Origin of the sequence: Mycobacterium sp. 1164985.4 (assembly GCF_001668575.1) — a bacterium.
Lineage (GTDB): Bacteria > Actinomycetota > Actinomycetes > Mycobacteriales > Mycobacteriaceae > Mycobacterium.
Map to the genome: position 1 here is coordinate 1 of NZ_LZMD01000110.1, position 21739 is coordinate 21739.

Sequence of the window (21739 nt, forward strand, 5' to 3'; positions counted from 1 at the left end):
CGACCGGCGGAATCGGGTCGATCGCGATCCGCGCGATCTCCCAGCGACCCGACGTGGACCTCGTCGGGGTGTGGGTGCACTCCCCCGAGAAAGACGGAAAGGATGCGGGTGAACTCGCCAACGGGCAGCCGATCGGACTGGCGGCCACCAATGACGCCGACGCGTTGATCGCGCTGCAACCGGACTGCGTCGTATACGCCGCGAGTGGGCCCGAACGTGACGCCGGCGCCGTGCCCGACTACCTGAAGCTCCTCGAAGCCGGGATCAACGTCGTGTCGACGTCGTCGACGACGCTTGTCTATCCGCCCGCCTACTACTCGCCCGAATGGCGCGACCAGATGGAACAGGCGGCGAAGAAGGGGAGTGCATCCTTCTACGCCTCCGGGATCTTTCCCGGTTTCGGCTCCGACCAGCTCGCGCTGGTGCTCGCCACGCAATCGAAGCGAATCCGGTGTCTGACCGTCACCGAGGTCGCGCTCAACGACCATTACCCGGTGGCCGACGTGATGATGAACGGCATGGGCTTCGGTCGCCCCCTGGATTTCGAACCGCTGCTGAAGACGCCCGGGTTCATCGAAATGGCCTGGCGGGCACCAATTCATCTGATGGCCGCCGGTCTCGGCGTGGAGGTCGACGAGGTCCGTGGCACCCTCGAACGGCGCGTCACGGACCGCGACATCGAAGTGGCGTTCGGCACGATCGAGGCGGGGACGTGTGGTGCGGTGAGCACCCGCGCCGCGGGCGTGGTCAACGGCCGGGAAGCCATCGTCGTCCAACACATCATCCGGATGGCACGTGATGTGGCGCCGGACTGGCTGTCCTCGGAGTTCGACGCGACCTATCGCGTCGACATCGACGGTGATCCCGACATCCACTGCGCGATGAACCTCGGCGCTGCCGAGGGCCACGGGGCGGGGCATGCCGCGATGGCGGCCACCGCGATGCGCGTGGTCAACGCGATCCCGTATGTCGTGGAGGCCCCCGCCGGCCTGCTGAGCTCGCTGGATCTGCCGAACACGCTGCCCCGGCACGCTTTCGGGTGATCATCGGTGTTCTCCACACACTTGGACCTCAACCTGTCACCGCTGTGCGGCGGTATCCCACCTGAGACCGCATGGCCGTATCTGTGGCGTGCCGGCGAGGTGGTCTCGAATCAGACGACGACAAGAGGGAGCAATGCATGACCGACATCGGCACCGTCGACCTGTACTACGACCCGTTCGACTTCGACATCGACGACGATCCGTACCCGATCTGGAAGCGGATGCGCGATGAGGCACCGCTGTACTACAACGAGAAATACAACTTCTACGCGTTGAGCCGTTATGACGATGTCGCGCAGGGGTTACACGACTGGAACACCTACCGTTCGGGTAAGGGCACCACGATGGACGTCATCATGAGCGGCGTCGACGTGCCGCCGGGGGTGATCCTGTTCGAAGATCCGCCCCTTCACGACATCCACCGACGAGTGCTGTCGAAGGTCTTCACCCCGCGCCGGATGGAGGCCATCGAAGATCTGGTGCGCCAGTTCTGCGTGCGTGCGCTCGACTCGCTGGCGGGGGCTTCCCGTTTCGACGTGATCGGCGACTTCGGAGCGCTGATCCCGATGCGGACCATCGGTTACCTGCTGGGCATCCCGGAACAGGGACAGCAGCAGATCCGCGACAACACCGACGCGTCGATAGGCCTGAAAGAGGGTAGTTTTCAGGCGGTCTCGGCCGCCACGTTCGAAAACGCCTACCAACTGTTCGCTGACTACATCGAGTGGCGGGCGGACCATCCGTCCGACGACCTGATGACGCAGTTACTCAACGCCGAGGTCGAGGACGAGGGTCGGCTTCGGCCGTTGTCGCGCATCGAGGTGCTGACGTATACGAGCATGATCGCCGGCGCGGGTAACGAGACGACCGCCAGGCTGATCGGATTCATCGCCCAGATGCTTGCCGAGCATCCCGATCAGCGCCGGGAACTGGTCGACGATTACTCACTGATTCCCCGGGCGATCGAAGAGGTGCTGCGCTACCAGGCGCCCTCGCCGGTTCAGGGCCGATACGTCGCCCACGAGACCGAGTGCTATGGGCAGACGATTGCCGAGGGTTCGGTGATGTTGCTGCTCAACGGTTCTGCCAACAGGGACGAGCGGCGCTATCCCGACGGGGAGAGCTTCGACATCCACCGCGGCGGGTCGCACCTGTCGTTCGGGCAGGGGCTGCACTTCTGCCTGGGCTCGTCGCTGGCCCGCATGCAGGCGCGAGTCGCGCTTGAAGAGATGCTGCGGCGCTGGCCTGAGTGGGACGTCGACTACGCCGACGCCGCCATGGCACACACTTCGAGCGTGCGGGGTTGGGGCAAGCTGCCGGTCATCGTCGGTTAGCGTCCTCGGCCGACGAGCGTGTGGTGACGCCGCGCAGCAAGGTGTCGCGCACGTGGATCTGCGATGCGCGGGGGCCGAGATCGTGCAGAAGGTTCTCCGGTATCCACGAGACCCCGATGACGACGCGGGCCAGTGTCTCGTTCGACGGGCCGTCGATCGAGATCTCGCCGGAGCGAATGCCTGCGGTGATAAGGGATTTCATCTGCCGGACGCGTTTGGTGAACAGCCAGGCGATGTTCGGGGTATCGGGGGGCGACTGACGCATCCACGCCAGCTGGATCCGGAACTCGTCGCCGAAGTGGGCGAGCGCATTGGTGTGAATCCAGCTCAGCGCGTCGAGCTTCTCGACGGCTGACGAGTCGGACTGCAGCACGCTGGTCCATCCCACCTCTGCGACCTTCTCGCCGAACGACTGCATGATCGAGGCCAGTAGCTCCTCTTTCGAACCGATCAAGCGGTATACCGTTCCGGTGCCCAGGCCCGCGGCCGCGGCGATGTCGCGGATCGTGGTGACTTCGTAGCCTTTTCGCCCGAACTCCGCGCGTGCGACCGCGCGTACATGAGAGGCCTTGTCGTCCGGTGCGTTCTGCTCATCTGAGATCCACGACTTCACAGCATTGTCGGCGGCGATGAACGCCGCGGAGCGATCGAGTTCGGCGTCGCTGGGAGGAACGGTCGCCAGGCCCTCGAGCAGGATTCGGCACAGCGTCGCCGCGACCTTGTCGGCGCCTGCGGTGTGCCGGATGACGTCGAGGCCGACCTGCCGCATCGCCTGGACGATCCGGTCGGCCAGGATCGGGAGATCGACGTCGGGACGCAGATAGCCGCTCCAGCGAGCTGCGCGCAGCGTCTGCACCATCGCTTCGAGGATCTTCGCCGGGCGTTGTTGGGCCAGCGCGGCGAGTTCCGGGTTCGATGTCGGGGTTTCGTAGAACGTCATCTGCAGTGCGGCGCTGTGGGTCACCGCGCACTGGGCGATCGCCGCGCCCAACTCCACGATGCGATCGAACGCCGACAGCGGTGCGGGATCGTCGAGCCGGGCGAGGGCCTGCTCGGCGATGCGGTCGAGGTCCTCGTGGTACCGCCGGAGCAACTCGACGAGGATGGCTTCCTTGGATTCGAAGTGGTGGTAGAGGCTGCCGGGCAGGATGCCGGCGGCGTCCGCGATCTCCTGAAGCGACGTCCGCAGCCCGGACGTGGCGATCAACGACGCCGCCGTCTGGAGGATCTCGGTCCGCCGGGTGCCGTCGTCGTAGGAATGGCCTGCATGCTTCGCGAGGTCCGCCTTCGGCGTCACGCGACGCCCCACAGCACCTCCAAGACCAGGCTCCTGTCCACCTGTTTGGTCGATCCGACCCAAAGTTTGGTTAACGCTACCAGAAATGCGGCACCGCACAGTGTCGCTCGACGTGGAAGCGCTTGTGACTCCGCCGCTCGGTCAGTGGGACGGCGGCGACGGTTGACGGTGATCAGCCGGTGACACCGAGGCGCTGAGTCACCGCGAAGACCTCGTCATAGATCGCGCCAGGAACGGTGAACGGTTCGACCGCCGCCACCTCATCGAGATGCGCGGCGACATCCTCGACCGTCACATCGCCCTCGCGCGGCGCCAGCCAGCCCTCGCTCAACCCGATGAAGACCCTCGCGAACCGGCCCGCGCAGGCCGAAAAATTCTGGTGGCTGAACTCGCAGGCCCGGCTGGCCAGATACACCACGATCGGGGCGACGAGTTCGGGCCGGATCGCGGCGAAAAAACCGTTGTCCTCGAGCATCTTCGGATCACCCAACGTTTCGGTGACCATGCGCGACAACCCGAAGGGGAGGACGGTGTTGGCGCGAATGCCATGCGGTTCGCCCTCCAGCGCGATGACGTTGGTCAGACCGACAATGCCCGCCTTGGCCGCCGCGTAGTGCGCCTCCAGATGCTGGCCGAACATTCCGGCCGACGAAGCGATGAACACGAATCGGCCGTAACCCTGCGCCTTCATCACGCGGTACGCGGGCTGCGACAGGTAGAACGCACCGTCCAGGTGCACGGACAGCATGCGTCTCCAATCGTCCGGTGTCAGTTCGTCGAAGGGGATGGAGTTGAAGATGCCCGCATTGCTGATGACCGCGTCGAGCCGACCGAATGCGTCGACGGCGGTCTGCACGATCGCCTCGCCACCGGCCGGGCTGTCCACCGAGTCGTACGACGCGACGGCGATGCCGCCGGCTGCGGTGATCTCCTCGACCACCGTATCCGCGACCGCACTGTCCTCGCCCGCACCGTGCATGGTGCCGCCGAGGTCGTTGACGACGACCGAGGCACCGCGCCTTGCCAACTCGAGCGCGTAGACCCGGCCGAGGCCGCGGCCGGCCCCGGTCACCACGGCGACCTGGTCGGTGAAGTCGATCATCGTCTCTCCCGGTGATTGACGGCAGTGCCGCCGGACTCTACGTTGGAACAGATATTTGGTCAACGCGGAAAGGGCTCGATGACGAGCGAGGGCGCCGACGATCCCAAGCGGCTGGCGCTGCTGGCCTCGGCACTGGCCGGCCGCACGATCGCGGTCGCTCCGGCGACTCCCGGTGAAGCAGCATGGACCGACGGCATCACGGTGTTCGTCGACCCGTCCGTGGGAGCACCCCGCCAACTCGAGTCGGTCACGGTGCAGGCGTCGCTGCTGGCCAGCGGGGGATTGGACCCTGACGTGGTGCGTAAACTCGTCAGACGCCCGGCATTGGCGCGGCGCTACCTCGCGGTGGAGGGCCAGCGCGCGCTGTCGCAGAACGAGGACCTGCTGCCGTCCGGTGTCCGATCGCTCCTCGACTATGACCTCGCGGCGCGCGCGGATTGCGCCGCCGGTTCGTTGAAGGTGGCCGGGGACCACCGTGTCATCGCCGATCCACCGGCGGGTTTCGGAGTGATCAAGGCACAGAAGCTGCTCGCGATGCGCGCCGCCGCAGCACAGGTGGAACCGGCCGGCGGGCACATCCCACGTCGCGGGTCGAACGGGGACCTGGCCGAACTGGACGACGACGATGACGTCGTCGGCGACGACGTCATCGATCCCTTCTCGAGCCCCGTCGGCGGAGGCGGTGCGCTCGGCAAGCTCCTGAAGCGCATGACCAAAAGTGTCCGGAAGATCTCCGGCGGCGGCACACCAGGCGCGGATACACCAACCCATCGCAACCGCAGGGGATTTCGTGGCACGGGTGCGGTGACGTCGAGCGCGGCGGGGGCGGTCGACGCCGACGGGTTCGATATCTCTGAGAACGCGGGTCGCACCTATCCCGAGTGGGATTTCCAACGACGGTGCTACCGACCGGACTGGTGCACGGTGCTCGAAATCGAGCCTCCGATCGAAGAGGGTCACACCTTGGCCCGCCCCGATGTCCACGCGTTGCGGAGACCGCTGACCCGACTCGGTATCGGGCTCGACCGGTGCCACAGGCAGACGCAGGGAGACGACATCGACGTCGATGCGGCGGTCGAGGCGCGCGTGGAAACCCTTGCGGGTTCGACGCCGGACGAGGCCGTCTACCTCGACAACCTGCGTAGGAGGCGCGACCTGGCGGTGCTCGTCCTGCTCGACATCTCCGGATCGGCCGGAGAGGCGGGCACATTCGGGCAGACCGTGCACGAGCAGCAGCGGGCGGCCGCCGCGGCGCTGACGATCGCGCTCCACGAACTCGGAGACCGCGTTGCGCTGTATGCCTTCCAGTCGCAGGGGCGCGCGGCGGTCAACCTGATGCCGGTCAAGCGCTTCGACGAGCACCTCGACGCGATGGTCATGCGGCGCTTGGGAAGCCTCAAGGCCGGCGCCTACTCACGGCTTGGCGCGGCGGTCCGCCACGGCGCCGCGGTGATGACGGAGAAGTCCGGCACGTCACGACGCCTGCTGGTGGTGCTGTCCGACGGTTTGGCCTACGACCACGGCTACGAACGGCTCTACGGGGCGGCCGACGTGCGAAAGGCGCTGGGAGAGGCCAGGCGCGAGGGAATCGGCTGCCTGTGCCTCACGATCGGGGCAGCCACCGACTCCGGGGAGTTGGCCAGGGTGTTCGGCAGCGCCGCGCACGCGTCGATCCCGAAGCCCGCACAGTTGGCCGACGTGATCGGACCGCTGTTCCGCTCTGCGCTACGCACCGCGGACCTGCGGCGGCGCGTGTCAACACCCGGCAGACTCTTGAACCAAACATCTGTTCCGGGATAGGGTCCGTAAGAACAGGCTGACGAAGGGAAGCCATGCAGGTGAAGCCGCCGCGGCCCTACTACGTGCCCGTCGCGAACGAGGAGCAGGTCTTCAAGGCCGCCTACAACCAGGGCCTCTCCATTGCATTGAAGGGACCGACGGGCTGCGGGAAGACCCGCTTCGTCGAGGCGATGGCGCACGACCTGGACCGACCGCTGGTCACCGTCGCCTGTCACGACGACCTCACCACCGCCGATCTCGTCGGCCGCTTCCTCCTGCACGGCGGCGAGACCGAGTGGGTCGACGGGCCGCTGACCCGCGCGGTGCGCGAGGGCGCGATCTGCTATCTCGACGAGGTCGTGGAGGCTCGTCAGGACACCACCGTCGTGCTGCACCCGCTGGCTGACCACCGCAGGCAGTTGCCGATCGAACGGCTCGGCGTCACGCTGGACGCTGCACCGGGATTCTGCCTGGTCGTCTCCTACAACCCCGGTTATCAGAGCGTGCTGAAGGATCTCAAGGACTCCACCAGGCAGCGGATGGTCGCGATCGAATTCGGTTTCCCGACAGCCGATGTCGAGGAGAAGATCGTCGCGAGCGAGGCCGCGATCGACCACGACCGCGCCGCGGAGCTGGTCCGGCTGGGTCACGCGATCCGTCGGCTGGAGACGGGGGGACTGCGCGAAGTCGCTTCGACGCGGGTGCTCATCGCCGCCGGGCGGCTGATCGCCGAGGGATTGACCCCGCGCGACGCCGCCAGGGCCGCGATCGCGGGCCCACTCACCGACGACGCGACCATCACCCGCGGTCTGCTCGAGATGATCGACGCATATCTGGTGGACTCGCGGCCGGACGATTGACGGTGAACATGACCGTGGCTACTGTCTGAACAAATTTTAGGTTTCATCCGACGGAGGTGGCATGTCCTACGAGAGCACCGCGGAACCAATCAAGTTCGGGTACCTCATGGACTTCAAGCTGCCCGACCTGTACCCGCAGGAGATGAAGGAGGACCTGTCCAACCCCTTCGAGCTGATCTTCGCCGAGGCGGTGGAGCAGGGCGTGATCGATCGCCCCATCGAGATCATCTACAAGGAGGTGGAAGGGCTGCCGAAGGGTTCGGTCAAGGCGGTGATCGACGCGTACGGCGAGCTCGTCGACGAGGGGTGTCTCGCGGTGTTCGGCCCGCACATCACCGACAACTGCGTGCCGACCCGTGAGGCCATCGAGGAGCGTTTCCGGGTGCCCGCGCTGAGCGTCACCGGTAGCGACGCGTGGCTGGGGGAGTGGACGTTCTCGTTCCCGTAGGGCTCGCTGACCGACGAGCCGATCTTCTGGGCGGACCTGCTTGCCAAGGGCGGCCACCAGGAGGTCGGCGTGCTCATGGAGCAGTCGCTCGTCGGCGAGACATATGTGAAGAACTTCCGGAACGCCTGTCGGCGCAAGGGGATCCGGATCGTCGCCGAGGCGGCGATCGCACAGACGGCGCAGGATGTCTCGGAAGCCGTGCGCACCCTGTATGAGGCCAAGGCGCAGGCGATCGTGCACGCCGGCTTCGGATTCGGCATTGTGTTCGTCAACCCGACACTCGAGGCGCTGGGGTGGGACCCGCCACGCTTCACCAGCACGGCCTTCCAGAACGCGTGGATCAACCCCATCATGTGGAACGCGTTCATGGGGTGGACGGGCGTCGATCAGTACGACGAGGGCAACCCTGTCGGCCAGCGGTTTCTCGACAAGTATCAGGAGAAGTTCGGCCGTCGGCCGGAATACTGTGTGCCCGTTGTGAACTGCGATGTCGCATCCGCTCTGCTGCGCGCGTGCGCCGATGCGCATCCGCTGAGCCCGCGGGGTGTCAAAGAGGCGCTCGAACGCGTCAAGATGATGCCCGCCGCCGCGGGTGCGCCGGGCACCCGTGTCTCGTTCGGCAACTGGACACGTCGAGCCTGGATGGGCGCCGGGTATCTGGTCGCCCGACGACTGGACGTCGACGGCGTCAACTCACATCTCGTTGACCGATTCGGTGAGGAGTGACCCATGACCACGGAAGCACCGAAGGCTGATCTCGCGCAGCCGTCTGCCGAATCGCCGAAGCGCGCGTGGCTCGGACCGACCATCTCGGTCGCCGCCCTCCTTGCCGTCGCGGTGTTCTTCGGGATCAACACGCGAAAGGGGCCGGGCTCTCCGCGGATCGCCAACCCCGAGGTCGAGGGCGCGCCGCGGCCGGTCGAAGCGCTGTTCGGGTGGAGCCCGTCCACCTGGGTGGTGGTCCTCGAGACCTTCACCGTCATCACGATGGTCGTCATCGTCACCCTGTGGGTGGTCCAGTGGCGCCGCAACCCGCACAACCCGACGTTGTTGATGGCTCTGGTCACTTCGTTGATCGTGTGGCAGGACCCGATCATGAACTGGTCGCCGTTCGCGGTCTACAACCCGGAACTGGCGCACCTGCCCGAGGACTGGCCGCTGGTGTCTCTGTCGCCAACGGTCGAACCGTTCGTTGTCCTCGGCTACGTGATGTTCTATCTCGGGCCGTACTTCCCGGCAATCTGGATTCTGCGAAAACTGCAGGCGCGCAGCTCGGTTGACTCGTTCGTGTGGCGTCACCCGCTGATCAGCCTGGCCGCCATCATCTTCCCGATCGGGGTGCTGGTGGACGCGGCGCTGGAGATCACCCTGGTGCGCACCGGCATGTACATCTATTCGCAGGTGCCACCGTGGGCGTCGATCTTCAACGGAGAGCCGCACCAGTTCCCCCTTATCTGGGAAGTCGTGGCGGTGACGTTCGTGATGATCCCCGCCGGTGTGCTGCTCTACCGCGACGACACCGGCAAGTCCGTCGCCGAGAAGCTGGCTCAGCGGGCCAGGATCTTCGCCTCCAGGCCTCGACTGGGCACCTTCATCGTGATGTTCGTGATCATCAACATCGCCTATCTCTGCTACGGCGGCCTCTTCGCGATCGTGAAAGCCACCAAGATCTCCACCTCGGTGGCCTGCCCGTGGCCGTATCCCGAGGTGAAAATCTATGACCCGCAGGGGTTCTACGAGGAGAACGGGCAGCCTGGCCCGTACTCCGTCGGCATCATGTCGACCTGGATGAGCGGTCAGCCCGACGGCCGGCCCACCGTGGAACTGGGCGCCAAGAGTGACCGATGTGCGCCGGAAGCGTCGAATGGATAGAGGACGAAACGTAGTCATCACCGGCGCCTCGCGTGGGCTCGGACTGGCGTCGGCCACCCATCTGTACCGGCAGGGCTGGCAGGTCGTCGCGGCCATGCGTTCCGTCGACGCCGGCATGCAGCGGCTACGCGAGGCCACGGGCGCGGCGCCTGACGATCCGAACCTGATCGGCGTCACCCTCGATCTGACCGACACCGCGTCGATCGAGGCGGCAGCGAAGTCGATCGTGGAGGCGGTCGGCGCACCGTATGCGGTGGTGCACAACGCCGGGATCTCGGCGGCCGGGATGGTCGAGGAGACGCCGATAAGCCTGTGGGAGCAGATGTTCGCCACCAACATCTTCGGCCCGGTCGCGTTGACCAAGGCGCTGCTGCCTGCCATGCGGGAGGCCGGGCGCGGCCGCATCGTGCTGGTGTCGAGTCAGGGTGGCGTGCGCGGAATGCCCGCCACGGCACCGTATTCGGCGGTCAAAGGGGCATTGGAACGCTGGGGTGAGTCGATGGCCGCCGAGGTTGCCCCGTTCGGCATCGGTGTCACGATCCTCGTCACCGGAACCTACGACACCGAGATCATCACCGACGCGGGAACCACCGACTGCCGCGATCTCGACGGTCCGTACGCCAAGCACCACAGCACGATGGACAAACGTGGCCGGGCCGCGATGCGCATGGCCGCGAGGTCGCCCGAGAAGTTCGCGGTGGGCTTGGCCAAGGCGCTGGACAGCACGAAACCGTTCGCCAAGCGCCCGGTGGGGCCCGATGCGCGAATGTTGTTGATCGTCAACCGCGTATTTCCCTCCGCCGGACTGCACCAGATGATCCGGTTGATGATGGGCATTCCGCGGTTCGGCGCACTACGAGGAAGCAGAAATCATGACTGACGTTCGCTTCGAATTGAAGATGATGGTCGACGGCAAGCTCGTCGACGGTGAGGCAGGCACCTTCACCAACATCAACCCCGCGACCGAGGAGGTGCTCGGCGAGGTCGCCGATGCCTCGAAGGCCGATATGCTCCGCGCCATCGACGCGGCGCGCCGCGCCTTCGACGAGACCGACTGGTCAACGAATCATGCGTTCCGCCAGAGATGTCTGCTTCAGCTGCAGGAGGCGATCGAGTCCGAACAGGAAGAGCTGCGCGAGGAGCTCATCCTCGAGGTGGGCTGCCCGCGCGCCATCACGCACGGCCCCCAGCTCGATGCCCCGCTGGCCGACGCTCTGAGATATCCCGCCCGGCTGATCGACGAATATCCCTGGGAGACTTCGCTGGGCGACGCGCTCGTATCGGTCACCGGAGTCAACACCACACGGAAGGTCTGGCGTGAGCCCGTCGGCGTGGTCGGTGCGATCGTGCCCTGGAACTTCCCGTTCGAGGTCACGATTCAAAAGCTCGGGCAAGCCCTCGGCACCGGTAACACCGTCGTGCTCAAGCCGGCGCCCAACACCCCCTACAACGCGACCCGGCTAGGCCGGCTGATCGCCGAGAACACCGATATCCCACCGGGTGTCGTTAACGTCGTCACCGCATCGGATCACTTCGTCGGTGAAGAACTCACGCTGTCCCCGAAGGTGGACCTCATCTCGTTCACCGGATCCACCGTCGTCGGCCGCCGGATCATGGAGAAGGGCGCCGCGACGATGAAGCGGCTGTTCCTCGAACTCGGCGGCAAGTCCGCCACCATCGTGCTGGAGGACGCGGACTTCGCGGTGGGCTGCATGATGGGCATCGCACCCTGCATGCATGCGGGCCAGGGGTGTGCCAACCCCACCCGGCTGCTGCTGCCGCGGTCTCGTTACGACGAGGGCATCGAGATCCTCAAGGGCATCTACGAGGGTGTCGCACCCGGCGATCCGCAGGATCCGGCCACGCTGTGCGGACCGGTCATCTCCGACAAACAGCGCAGCCGCATCCGCGGATACATCGACAAGGGCGTCGAGGAGGGGGCGACCCTGTTGGTCGGCGGAGCCGAGGCGCCCGAGGGCATGGACAAGGGCTACTTCGTCAAGCCCACGTTGTTCGTCAACGTCGACAACTCGATGACCATTGCGCAGGAGGAGATCTTCGGTCCCGTGCTCTCGGTGATCCCCTTCGACGACGAGGACGACGCGGTGCGCATCGCGAACGACAGCCCGTACGGCCTGGCGGGCAACGTGATGGCGGGAACGCTGGACCGCGCACTGTCGGTGGCACGACGGCTTCGTGCTGGTTTCATCGGGTTGAACGGCACCGCAGGCTACGGAGCCGACACGCCGTTCGGCGGTTACAAGGCCAGCGGAATCGGCCGCCAGAACGGTGTCGCCGGGTTCGACCAGTACACCGAGATCAAGTCCGTCGCCTATCCGGCTGGTTCCTAGGAGGAAGCCATGCAACTGTTGTTCGAGGACCTCGAGGATTTCGGCGAGTTCGACGACTTCGTGTCGGGCGATGTGCGCGACCCCTACACCGAGCTGGCCAGGTTGCGTCGCGAGGAGCCCGTCCAGAAGATCGAGATCCCCGGAATCCCTGGGCAAGAGGGCAAGCCGATCGTCATGGTCTACCGCTATGAAGAGGCCCAGCAGATGCTGCGGGACAACGAGACGTTTTCCTCGGCGATCATCATCCAGGCGTTCGGGGACGTGTTCGGTAAGCATGTGATGCTCGGCATGGACGAACCCGAGCACGGCAGGCACCGGGGCCTGGTCGCCAAGGCGTTCTCGCAGAAGGCCCTGGCCCGCTGGGAAGACACGCTGGTGACGAGGATCGGCAACGCGTTGATCGACCGGTTCGCCGAGCGAGGAAGTGTCGACCTGGTCAAGGAATTCAACTTCCCGTACCCCACGCTGATCATCGCCGGGCTGCTGGGTCTGCCGCAGGACGACTACGCGCAATTCCAGAAGTGGTCCATCTCGCTGCTGTCATTCACGGTCAACCCCGAACGCGGGAAGGAAGCGTCCGCGGCGCTGGCCGACTACTTCAGGCCCATCCTCGCCGCGCGTCGCGAGGAACCGCGAGACGATCTGATCAGCCGGCTCGCCGGGGCCGAGATCGACGGCGAGCAGCTCTCGGACGAGGAGATCTTCTCGTTCCTGCGGCTGCTCTTGCCCGCGGGAGTGGAGACCACGTACCGGGCATTCGGCAACCTGATGTTCGGGCTGCTGACCAATCCCGAACAGCTGGAAGCCCTTCGGGCCGACCGGTCACTCATACCGCAGGCGATCGAGGAGGCGGTGCGCTGGGAGCCGCCGCTGAGCATGATCACCCGGATCGCAAGCCGCGACACCGAACTCGGCGGCGTTCACATCCCCGAGGGTTCGTCGGTGATGCCGGTGTTGGGCGCAGCCAACCGGCAGGACGAGCGGTTCCCCGACCCCGATGAATTCGACATCTTCCGGGAATCCAAGGCCAACATCGGGTGGGGCCACGGCGTGCACGTCTGCCTCGGCATGCACCTGGCGCGGTTGGAGATGCGGGTCGCGCTCAACCTCCTACTGGATCGCTTGCCGAACCTGCGGCTCGATCCGGGCGCCGAGGAGGCCTACATCCGCGGCCAGGTGTTCCGGTCACCGACCGCGCTGCCCATCCTCTTCGACCCGACCGCCAACCCGTGAGTGATCTGCGTTTCGACGATCGCGTGGTGGTCGTCACCGGGGGCGGCCGTGGAATCGGCCGCGGCCACGCGCTGCTGGCTGCCGCCAAGGGGGCGTCCGTCGTGGTCGCCGACAACGGCGCCGAGATCGACGGCCGCACATGCGCCGCGCGACCGGCCGACGCGGTGGCCGAGGAGATCACCCAGACCGGCGGACGAGCGGTGGCGTGCAGCGCCTCGGTCGCCGACGAGGCGGGGGCGCAGTCGATCATCGATGCCGCTCTCGACGCGTTCGGACGTATAGACGCGGTGATCAACAACGCGGGCGTTCACGACCCGGGTCTTTTCGAGACGCTGTCGGCGGAACGGGTGCGCCGGATGCTCGACGTGCATTACTTCGGAACGCTTTTCGTCACGCGGGCCGCATGGTCCCATCTCACTGAGGCCGGCGCGGGCCGGATCGTCAACACCGTCTCCGAAGCCATGCTCGGCGGCATACCGGAGCTCACGAGCTACGGCGCGGCCAAGGGAGCGGTGTGGGGGTTGACCCGCAACCTCGCCACCGAGGGCGCGGCCCACGGCATCGGGGTCAATGCGATCGCGCCGCGGGCTTACACCCGCATGTCCGCATCGCAGAGCCGGCAATTGGCCGATTTGTACGGCATGTCGGAGGAGACGATGTCGGAGATCAACGCCGGCATGCCTCCCGAACTATGCGCTCCCGCAGCGATTTTCCTTGCCCATGAGTCCTGTGCGTTGAACGGCGAGGTGTTGCTGACCGGGATGGGCGGTGTCTCGCGGCTGGCGGTCGTGCGCACCCAGGGCATCTGGAAGCAGCCACTGACCGCCAAAGACATCGCCGAGAACCTCGACACGATCATGACCGTCGACGACGCCTACGTGACCGAAGCAACCAGGAGTGTCCTGTGACCGATTATGAAACCGTCGACTTCTTCACCGACGCCAACCTCGTCCCCGACCCCTACCCGTACTTCGACTTTCTTCGATCCAAATGTCCGGTGGCTCCGGCGACCCCGTTCAACGTGCTGGCCGTCACCGGATACGAAGAGGCGCTCGCGGTATACAAAGACCCGGCCTTCTCGTCGTGCGTGTCGGTCGCCGGCCCGTTCTCGGGAATGCCCTTCGGGCCCGGTGAATCCGACGACGTCAGCGAGCTGATCGAACAACACCGCGGTGCCGTGCCGATGGCCGAGCACATCACGTCGCAGGATCCACCGCTGCACACCCGCACCCGCGGATTGCTCAACAAGCTGATCACCCCCAAGCGCCTCAAGGAGAACGAGGACTTCATGTGGCGGTTGGCCGATCAGCAACTCGACACCTTCCTCGACAAAGGCAGCTGTGAGTTCCTGGCCGCGTACGCCAAACCGTTCTCGCTACTGGTCATCGCCGACCTACTCGGTGTGCCGCTTGAGGATCACGACGAGTTCAAAGAGGTCTTCGCGCTCGAAACCGTCGGCGAACTCGGCAAGGAGGCGCCGACCTCGCACAACCCGCTGCAGTGGCTCAACGACAAGTTCTACTCCTACATCGAGGACCGCAGGCGCTCACCGCGCGAGGACGTGCTGACCGAGCTGGCGCAGGCGAAACACGAGGACGGCTCGACGCCCGACATCGAGGATGTCATGAACCTGTCGACGTTCCTGTTCGCGGCGGGCACAGAGACGACTACGAAGCTGGTCAGTTCGGCGGTCCGCTTCATCGCCGACAACCCGGGCTGTGAGAGAGAACTGCGCGACGACCGCAGCAAGATCCCCGCCTTCCTCGAGGAGACGCTGCGGATGGAAAGTCCTGTCAAATCGCACTTCCGAATGGCGCGCACCACCACCAAGATCGGTGAGGTCGAGGTGCCCGCCGGTACGACTGTGATGCTGCTTCCGGGAGCCTGCAACCGCGACGAGCGTAAGTTCGCCGACCCCAACACCTTCCGGGCGGACCGGCCGAACGTGCGCGAGCAGATCGCGTTCATCCGCGGCGTACATTCGTGCCCGGGGGCGCCGTTGGCCCGCGCGGAAGGGCGGATCTCGTTGAACCGGATCCTCGACCGGATGAGCGACATCACGATCTCCACCGAGCACCACGGCCCGCCGGACGACCGCCGCTTCGCCTATGAGCCGACGTTCATCATGCGAGGGCTCAGCGAACTGCACATCACCTTCAACCCGATCGGCTGACCCAGAAATCGAAGGAGTAGAACATGACCGGAAAGCTCGAGGGCAAGGTCGCTTTCATCACCGGGGCCGCCCGCGGTCAGGGTCGTGCGCACGCCATCGCGATGGCCAAAGAGGGAGCCGACATCATCGCGGTCGACATCTGTCGTGACATCCCGTCGAATCCGTATCCGCTCGCCACACCAGAGGATCTGTCCGAAACCGAGCGCGCCGTCAAGGAGGTCGGCCGCCGCGTCGTCGCCCGGGTGGCCGACGTCCGCGAGCGCCACGAACTCCGCGAGGCGGTGGAGGCGGGGGTGGCCGATCTCGGCAAGATCGACATCGTGGTGGCCAACGCCGGGATCCTGCCGATGGCCATGGGTAATCCCGATCCGATGGGATTTGTCGACGCCTCCGACGTCGACCTGGTCGGCGTGATGAACACCGTCGCGGTGGCGCTTCCGCACCTGCCCGACGGTGCGTCGGTCATCGTGACCGGATCCACCGCGGGCATGATCCGCGGCACCACGACGAGCCCGGACATGGGTCCCGGTGGAGCCGGCTACGGCTGGAGCAAGCGCGTCGTGATCGAGTACGTCGACGAGATGTGTCTTCACCTGGCGCCGAGGATGATTCGCATCAATGCCATCCACCCGACCAACTGCAACACCCATCTGTTGCAGAACGAGGGAATGTACGGCGTGTTCCGGCCCGACCTGAAGGCCGAGGGCAAGACACCCACCCGCGAAGACGCCGAACCGCTTTTCTCGCTCTTTCAGGCCATGCCGATCCCGTATATCGAGCCCGAGGACATGGCGAACCTCGGCGTGTTCCTGGCCAGCGATGACAGCCGCTACATCACCGGCCAGCACATCCGGGTGGATGCAGGCTCACTGCTCAAGTGGCCCAACGGCCCCGGCGGCTAAGGCCGGTGCAGGAACCCGTGCAGGATCGCCTGCACGAGTTCGTCGACGATCGCCTCACGTGACGGCGGCCGGCTGCCGAAGAATGTGGACCGCAAAGCCACCATGCCGACGATCATCGCGACCGTCGAGTGCGCGGGTAGATCGGGTTGATCCGACCGAAGGCCCCGCAGCCGGATGCCTTCGGCGCTGATCTGGCCGAGCAGCGTGAGCGCGCGCCTGATGTCGGCGATACCGGCGCTGTCGATCTCCTCGTCGGTGAGCCCATCCGACGCGACGAGAGTCAGCAGCAGGCCCCGGTGTTCGATGAGCACGTCGTAAAGACGCCCGACGAATTGCCGGGTCAGTTCCTCTTCGGTGACTTTGTCCGGTATGACGGCCTGCCACGTCTCACCGAAGTCGTCGACGAAATCGGTGAACGGGAGAACCAGCGCCTCGCGGAACAGTCCGGCCTTCGAACCGAAGTGACGGAACAACAGGTACTCGGTAACGCCTGCCGCCTCGGCGATCTCCCGCGTGGTGGTGCTGCGATAGTCCCGGCGCGCGAACAGGTCACGGGCGGCGTCGAGCAGGAGCCGCCGGGCCTCGCCAGGGGCCCTGCGCGAAGCCTGCGGCTCTCCGGTGGATCCCTTCTTCGACGAACGTCGCTGGGGCACGGCAAATGACGATAGTCGTCTCTTGACCCCGAGACCGGTAATAGTGTCCACTATTACAGCTGGGGGACGGTGTGGAAGGACGTGGTCATGGGCCAACTCGTCATGCTCGGAACGCTGTTCGGGCTGCTCGTCTTGATCATCCGACTGGTGCTGTACTTCGATCCCGAAGCGCGCGGCGAGAAGAGCGCTGCCGAGGACGAGCGATGAGCACCGAGCTGACACCGGCGTTGATCGTCGGTCTGTCCTTCGCCTACATCGGCGGCATCCTGTTTTTGGCCTACGGCGTGTATCTGAGCATTCGTCGTGGCCGCCTTCATCCGCTGCTGCTGGTGTCGATCTCGGCGATCTCGTTCTCGTGGATCGAGGCACCGTACGACTGGGCGGTTTATGCCCAGTTCCCGCCGGCACTTCCGCGCATGCCGTCGTGGTGGCCGATGAACATGACGTGGGGCGGCGGACTTCCGTCATCGGTGCCGATTGGATACATCGCCTATTTCGTGCTGCCCGCGGTGATCGGCGCCGCGCTCGGCCGGTGGCTGATCCGGCGATTCGGTTGGCGCAGACCGCAAACCCTGCTGATCGTGGGTCTGCTGGTCGGGTTCTGCTGGGCTCTGCTGTTCAACGGCTTCTTCGGTCCCCGCGCCGGCGTCTTCTACTACGGATACGTGATCCCGGGGTTGGCGATCTTCGAGGGAAGCAAGTTCCAGTACCCGATCTACGACGCGGTCGCGATGGGCTTGCAGATGATGGTGTTCACCTACCTACTGGGGCGCGTCGACGGTCAGGGGCGCAACGTGATCGAGGTGTGGGCGGACAAGCGGTCGACGAGTCGCCTCGGATCGGCGTTGCTGTCGGTCGCCGCCGTCGTCGTGGTGGGGCACGTGATGTACGGCGCGGTCTTCGCCCCGCACCTGGCGACCAAGCTCGGCGGCTACGTGACGTCCGGTCCGACCGAGCAACTGTTCCCCGGGATCCCGAACCAGCCCCGCTGACTACGACGCCAATGTCGAGCACGAATCCGCGCATCGCAGTAAGCTGCGAACATTCAGCTAGCCGGCGTACCGGGTGCGGAGGTTCGCCACCCGCCTACGAAAGGGAGTCGGCCATGAGATCCACCCATCGCTGCCTACTGGTTGCGCTGTCGGTATCGGTGGTGCCGATTGCCGTCGCTGTCGCCCCCGTCGGATCGGCGGAATGCACGAATGCGGGCGCTGCCACCGTGTGCGCGCAGGGCGACGTCCGCGGCGGGGGACCTTCTGCCACGCAGGCCGGTCCGGCCTATCCCGGCTACTGCGCCGACCCGTGGTATTGCAGCGACGACTGGGGCGTCGACATCATCCTTGATCCGGGCCCGCCGAGGCCACCGATAATCGATCGGCCGGGACGGCCGGGTATCGGGCCGCGCTGAATTCTGTCGAGTTGTCCTCCGTCCATTCGAGCAAGGAGCTTGGAATGTTCTCACGCAACGTTTTCGGTGCTGGTGTGCTCGCCGGCGCGATCCTCTTGGGTGCCGCACCGGCCGCCGCCGACCCGCCCAATTGCACGGCCGCCGATCTGGCCGGCGTCATGTCCGGCGTCTCGGCGGGCACGTCGTCCTACCTGTTCACCCACCCGGACGTGAACGCGTTCTTCACCGGACTGAAAGGCAAGCCGAGGGACCAGATGACGGAGGAGATCAAGGCGTACCTGGACGCCAATCCGCGGGTCCGCGACGAGCTCCGAGCGGTCCGACAGGCCGCCTTCGACTTCCGGGCGCGCTGTGACGTCGCGATGCCCGACCTGCCGATGGGCTAACGATCAAGCGCGGAACTGACACACTGGAGGCGTGCGCGACACACCGAAGTGCTGGCTCACCGACATGGACGGCGTGCTCGTCCGGGAGGAACACGCGCTGCCCGGCGCCGCCGAGTTCTTGCACCGGCTCGTCGAACTGCAGCGGCCTTTCCTCGTACTGACCAACAACTCGATCTTCACCCCTCGCGACCTGTCGGCCCGGCTGCGACGGTCGGGGCTGAACGTGCCCGAGGAGTCCATCTGGACCTCCGCGCTGGCGACCGCGGCGTTCCTCACCGACCAGCAGCCGGGCGGGTCGGCCTACGTCATCGGCGAGGCCGGTCTGACCACAGCACTGCACGAGGCCGGTTACACCCTCACCGACGTGGAACCGGACTTCGTGGTCCTCGGCGAAACCCGGACGTACTCGTTCGAGGCGATCACCAAGGCGATCCGGTTGATCCTCGGGGGTTCGCGGTTCATCGCGACCAACCCCGACGTCACCGGGCCGTCGGCGGAGGGGCCGCTGCCGGCCACCGGGTCGGTCGCGGCGATGATCACCAAGGCCACGGGCCGCGAACCGTACTTCGTCGGCAAACCCAACCCGATGATGTTCCGCAGCGCGCTCAACCGGATCGAGGCGCATTCGGAGAGCACGGTCATGGTGGGGGACCGGATGGACACCGACGTCGTCGCGGGCATTGAGGCCGGGCTGGAGACCATCCTGGTGCTGACCGGGTCGACGACCGTCGGCGAGGTCGAGCGGTACCCCTTCCGGCCCAGCCGCGTGTTGCCGTCCATCGCCGAGGCCATCGAACTGGTGTGAGGTGCGCCGCGGCCGCTGCCTACACTGACCCCGATGACCAGCACATCTGAGGCGACGCGGCCGCTGGCCGGCGTGCGTATTGTCGAGATCTCCAGTTTCGTCGCTGTCCCGTTGGCAGGCATGACGCTGGCCCAGCTCGGGGCGGAGGTGACGCGGGTCGATCCGATCGGCGGGGCCGCCGACTACCGCCGATGGCCCATCACCGACGACGGCGAGAGCATCTACTGGGCCGGGCTGAACAAGGGCAAGCGTTCGGTCGCGGCCGACGTGCGCTCCGACGAGGGTCAGGACGTGATCAGACGGCTCGTCGCGAACAGCGGGGTCCTGATCACCAACGTCGCTGGGCGCGAATGGCATTCGTACGACGCCCTGACAGAGCTGCGCCCCGATCTGATCCACGTCGAGGTCTCCGGGCGCGCCGACGGTGGCACGGGCGTCGACTACACGGTCAACGCGGGCATCGGTTTTCCGCTCGTCACTGGTCCGTCCGAACTCGCATCCCCGGTGAACCACGTCCTGCCGGCGTGGGACGTCGCATGCGGGCTCTATACCGCGCTGGCCGTGGTGACCGCGCTGCGGCACCGCGACGCGACCGGGCAGGGCCAGCGGATCAGCATTCCGCTCGAGAACGTTGCGCTGGCCACGGCGGGTAACCTCGGCTTCTTCACCGAGGTGATGGTCAACGGCACCGCACGCGAGCGCATCGGCAACTCGGTGTACGGCCAGTACGGTCAGGACTTCGTCAGCAGCGACGGGGTCTCGTTCATGGTCGTCGCGCTGACCGGGCGTCACTTCCGTGACCTCACCGAACTCACCGGGACGACGAAAGCGGTTGCGGCGCTGGCTGAGACGCTCGGCGCCGACTTCTCCGACGAGGGTCAGCGCTTCGTGCACCGCGACGCACTGAGCGGGCTGTTCGCCGAGTGGTTCGGCGCGCACACCGCCGAGGAGATCGGTGCGGCATTGTCGGCGACTTCGGTGCTGTGGGAGCGGTACCGCACCTTCGCCGAAGCGACCACCGAGGACAAGGTCACCTACAACCCGCTGTTCACGCCGCTCGACCAGCCGCGGATCGGCACCTATCTGGCTCCGGGACTGCCGATTTCGATCGGCGGACAGTATCCGCGCGCGGTCGCGTCACCAGCGCTGGGAGACGACACCGCAGGTGTGCTCAACGAGTGGCTGGGGCTGAGCATCGAGGAGGTCGACCGGCTTGTCGCCTTCGGTGCGGTCGCGACTGGACGCGCCGAATGAGCAGACTGCTCGACCTTCTCGAGCTACGTCCCGGTCCCGATCCCGACAGCTGGGTCGGCCCGGCGAGCGGGCCGGCCGGGAAACGTGCCTACGGCGGGCAATTCGTCGCGCAGAGCCTGGCTGCCGCCTACCGCACCGTCGACGCGGACCGGCTGCCCACCAATCTGCACCTGCAGTTCCTGCGTGGTGGAGAGGCGGGTGACGAGGTCGCGTACGGTGTTACGCGCGTGTTCGACGGTCGCACATCATCGGCGCGGCGGGTCGAATCCCGGCAGGGGGAACGGCTCTTGACGACGGCGACGGTGTCGTTCGCGGTGCCGATGTGTGGTCCGGAGCACGGGCACCGGCTGCCCACCCTCTACGATCCGGAGACCTTGCCCCGCACCGGTCCTGCCGGACCGGCGCCGTCGATGCCGCTCGAGGAACTCGACATCCGGATCTTCGACGACAGCTCCTCCGGCGAGTTCATCCGTCGCTTCTGGTGGCGCGCAACCGTGCCCCTGCCGCAGGATCCGGTTCTGCACACGCTGATCGCGGTCTACGTGTGCGACGTGTACATGATCGATCCGGCGCTTGGAGTTCACGGCCATTCGATGCGGGCCCGAACGCACCGCAGCGGCACCACGGATTCGTCGATCTGGTTCCATCAACCGGTTTTCGCCGACCAGTGGAACCTGCTCGAGTCGATGTCGCCCGCCGCCGCGCGGGGTAGGGGAGTCGTGACGGGTAGCCTGATTCGCGCCGACGGCGTCATCACTGCGACGCTGGCGCAGGAGGGGCTGATCGCCGAGCGGGACTGAGCGCCGGGCTGAGCGCCGCCGAGCGTCGGGAAGATGACG

At 66.1% G+C, this 21739-nt stretch carries 20 protein-coding genes and 2 pseudogenes; 19 read left to right on the plus strand and 3 right to left on the minus strand.

Annotated elements, in window-relative coordinates:
* The 3 genes and pseudogenes from A5650_RS24190 to A5650_RS24195 form a co-directional block, all read left to right on the plus strand.
* A partial coding sequence (locus A5650_RS24190) for an NAD(P)H-dependent amine dehydrogenase family protein (RefSeq protein WP_067298021.1) occupies positions 1 to 1043 on the plus strand: 1043 nt, incomplete at its 5' end.
* Between the two features lie 27 nt (positions 1044 to 1070).
* A pseudogene (locus tag A5650_RS27020) lies at positions 1071 to 1184 on the plus strand (LLM class flavin-dependent oxidoreductase); the annotation flags it as partial.
* A complete protein-coding gene (locus tag A5650_RS24195; RefSeq protein WP_067298024.1) occupies positions 1181 to 2377 on the plus strand; it encodes a cytochrome P450 in 1197 nt (398 codons plus the stop codon). The pseudogene A5650_RS27020 and the gene A5650_RS24195, both read left to right, overlap by 4 nt.
* Here the strand turns inward: A5650_RS24195 and A5650_RS24200 are convergent.
* Both A5650_RS24200 and A5650_RS24205 read right to left on the minus strand, forming a co-directional pair.
* Positions 2364 to 3674, minus strand: coding sequence for a TetR/AcrR family transcriptional regulator (locus tag A5650_RS24200; protein WP_231992796.1), 1311 nt, complete (start codon positions 3672 to 3674; stop codon positions 2364 to 2366). The genes A5650_RS24195 and A5650_RS24200 overlap by 14 nt on opposite strands.
* Before the next feature lie 172 nt (positions 3675 to 3846).
* Complete coding sequence (locus A5650_RS24205) at positions 3847 to 4776, minus strand: SDR family NAD(P)-dependent oxidoreductase (protein WP_067298031.1); 930 nt, start codon at positions 4774 to 4776, stop codon at positions 3847 to 3849.
* Between the two features lie 78 nt (positions 4777 to 4854).
* On the opposite strand from A5650_RS24205, the gene A5650_RS24210 reads away from it, so the two are divergent.
* The 10 genes and pseudogenes from A5650_RS24210 (at position 4855) to A5650_RS24255 (ending at position 16394) form a co-directional block, all read left to right on the plus strand.
* The gene (locus tag A5650_RS24210; protein ID WP_067298034.1) at positions 4855 to 6576 is read left to right on the plus strand and encodes a nitric oxide reductase activation protein NorD; all 1722 of its coding nucleotides are present in this window, start codon (positions 4855 to 4857) and stop codon (positions 6574 to 6576) included.
* Between the two features lie 32 nt (positions 6577 to 6608).
* Entirely contained in the window at positions 6609 to 7415 is an 807-nt protein-coding gene (locus A5650_RS24215; protein ID WP_067298037.1) for a CbbQ/NirQ/NorQ/GpvN family protein, read from the plus strand.
* Positions 7416 to 7476: 61 nt separating this feature from the next.
* Positions 7477 to 8589, plus strand: a pseudogene (locus tag A5650_RS24220) (ABC transporter substrate-binding protein).
* Positions 8590 to 8592: 3 nt separating this feature from the next.
* Positions 8593 to 9735 carry a spirocyclase AveC family protein gene (locus A5650_RS24225; RefSeq protein WP_067298041.1) on the plus strand — a complete coding sequence of 381 codons (1143 nt, stop codon included), beginning with the start codon at positions 8593 to 8595 and terminating at the stop codon, positions 9733 to 9735.
* The gene (locus A5650_RS24230) at positions 9728 to 10615 is read left to right on the plus strand and encodes an SDR family oxidoreductase (protein WP_067298044.1); all 888 of its coding nucleotides are present in this window, start codon (positions 9728 to 9730) and stop codon (positions 10613 to 10615) included. The genes A5650_RS24225 and A5650_RS24230 overlap by 8 nt, the downstream gene beginning before the upstream one ends.
* A gap of 19 nt (positions 10616 to 10634) precedes the next feature.
* On the plus strand, positions 10635 to 12086 hold the full coding sequence (locus A5650_RS24235) for an aldehyde dehydrogenase family protein (protein WP_082950931.1): 1452 nt from the start codon (positions 10635 to 10637) through the stop codon (positions 12084 to 12086).
* Positions 12087 to 12095: 9 nt separating this feature from the next.
* A complete protein-coding gene (locus A5650_RS24240) occupies positions 12096 to 13319 on the plus strand; it encodes a cytochrome P450 (protein ID WP_067298053.1) in 1224 nt (407 codons plus the stop codon).
* A complete protein-coding gene (locus tag A5650_RS24245; RefSeq protein WP_067298057.1) occupies positions 13316 to 14227 on the plus strand; it encodes an SDR family NAD(P)-dependent oxidoreductase in 912 nt (303 codons plus the stop codon). The genes A5650_RS24240 and A5650_RS24245 overlap by 4 nt, the downstream gene beginning before the upstream one ends.
* On the plus strand, positions 14224 to 15492 hold the full coding sequence (locus tag A5650_RS24250; RefSeq protein ID WP_067298060.1) for a cytochrome P450: 1269 nt from the start codon (positions 14224 to 14226) through the stop codon (positions 15490 to 15492). Before A5650_RS24245 ends, A5650_RS24250 begins: the two co-directional genes overlap by 4 nt.
* A gap of 23 nt (positions 15493 to 15515) precedes the next feature.
* A complete protein-coding gene (locus A5650_RS24255) occupies positions 15516 to 16394 on the plus strand; it encodes a mycofactocin-coupled SDR family oxidoreductase (protein ID WP_067298063.1) in 879 nt (292 codons plus the stop codon).
* Here A5650_RS24255 and A5650_RS24260 read toward each other — a convergent pair.
* Positions 16391 to 17047 carry a TetR/AcrR family transcriptional regulator gene (locus A5650_RS24260; protein WP_067298067.1) on the minus strand — a complete coding sequence of 219 codons (657 nt, stop codon included), beginning with the start codon at positions 17045 to 17047 and terminating at the stop codon, positions 16391 to 16393. The two genes, A5650_RS24255 and A5650_RS24260, sit on opposite strands and share 4 nt — an antisense overlap.
* A gap of 203 nt (positions 17048 to 17250) precedes the next feature.
* On the opposite strand from A5650_RS24260, the gene A5650_RS24265 reads away from it, so the two are divergent.
* The 6 genes from A5650_RS24265 to A5650_RS24285 all read left to right on the plus strand — a co-directional run bounded on the left by A5650_RS24265 (position 17251) and on the right by A5650_RS24285 (position 21700).
* Positions 17251 to 18039: a spirocyclase AveC family protein gene (locus tag A5650_RS24265; protein ID WP_067298070.1), complete on the plus strand. Its 789-nt coding sequence runs from the start codon at positions 17251 to 17253 to the stop codon at positions 18037 to 18039.
* 113 nt (positions 18040 to 18152) lie between these two features.
* Positions 18153 to 18455: a hypothetical protein gene (locus A5650_RS26595; RefSeq protein ID WP_082950929.1), complete on the plus strand. Its 303-nt coding sequence runs from the start codon at positions 18153 to 18155 to the stop codon at positions 18453 to 18455.
* A 44-nt stretch (positions 18456 to 18499) separates the two neighbouring features.
* Entirely contained in the window at positions 18500 to 18841 is a 342-nt protein-coding gene (locus tag A5650_RS24270; protein WP_067298073.1) for a heme-binding protein, read from the plus strand.
* Between the two features lie 64 nt (positions 18842 to 18905).
* Positions 18906 to 19646 carry an HAD-IIA family hydrolase gene (locus tag A5650_RS24275; RefSeq protein ID WP_502687105.1) on the plus strand — a complete coding sequence of 247 codons (741 nt, stop codon included), beginning with the start codon at positions 18906 to 18908 and terminating at the stop codon, positions 19644 to 19646.
* Between the two features lie 33 nt (positions 19647 to 19679).
* Positions 19680 to 20900: a CoA transferase gene (locus tag A5650_RS24280; RefSeq protein WP_067298080.1), complete on the plus strand. Its 1221-nt coding sequence runs from the start codon at positions 19680 to 19682 to the stop codon at positions 20898 to 20900.
* Positions 20897 to 21700, plus strand: a complete 804-nt coding sequence (locus A5650_RS24285) for an acyl-CoA thioesterase (RefSeq protein ID WP_067298083.1) — start codon at positions 20897 to 20899, stop codon at positions 21698 to 21700. Before A5650_RS24280 ends, A5650_RS24285 begins: the two co-directional genes overlap by 4 nt.
* Positions 21701 to 21739: the final 39 nt, after the last annotated feature.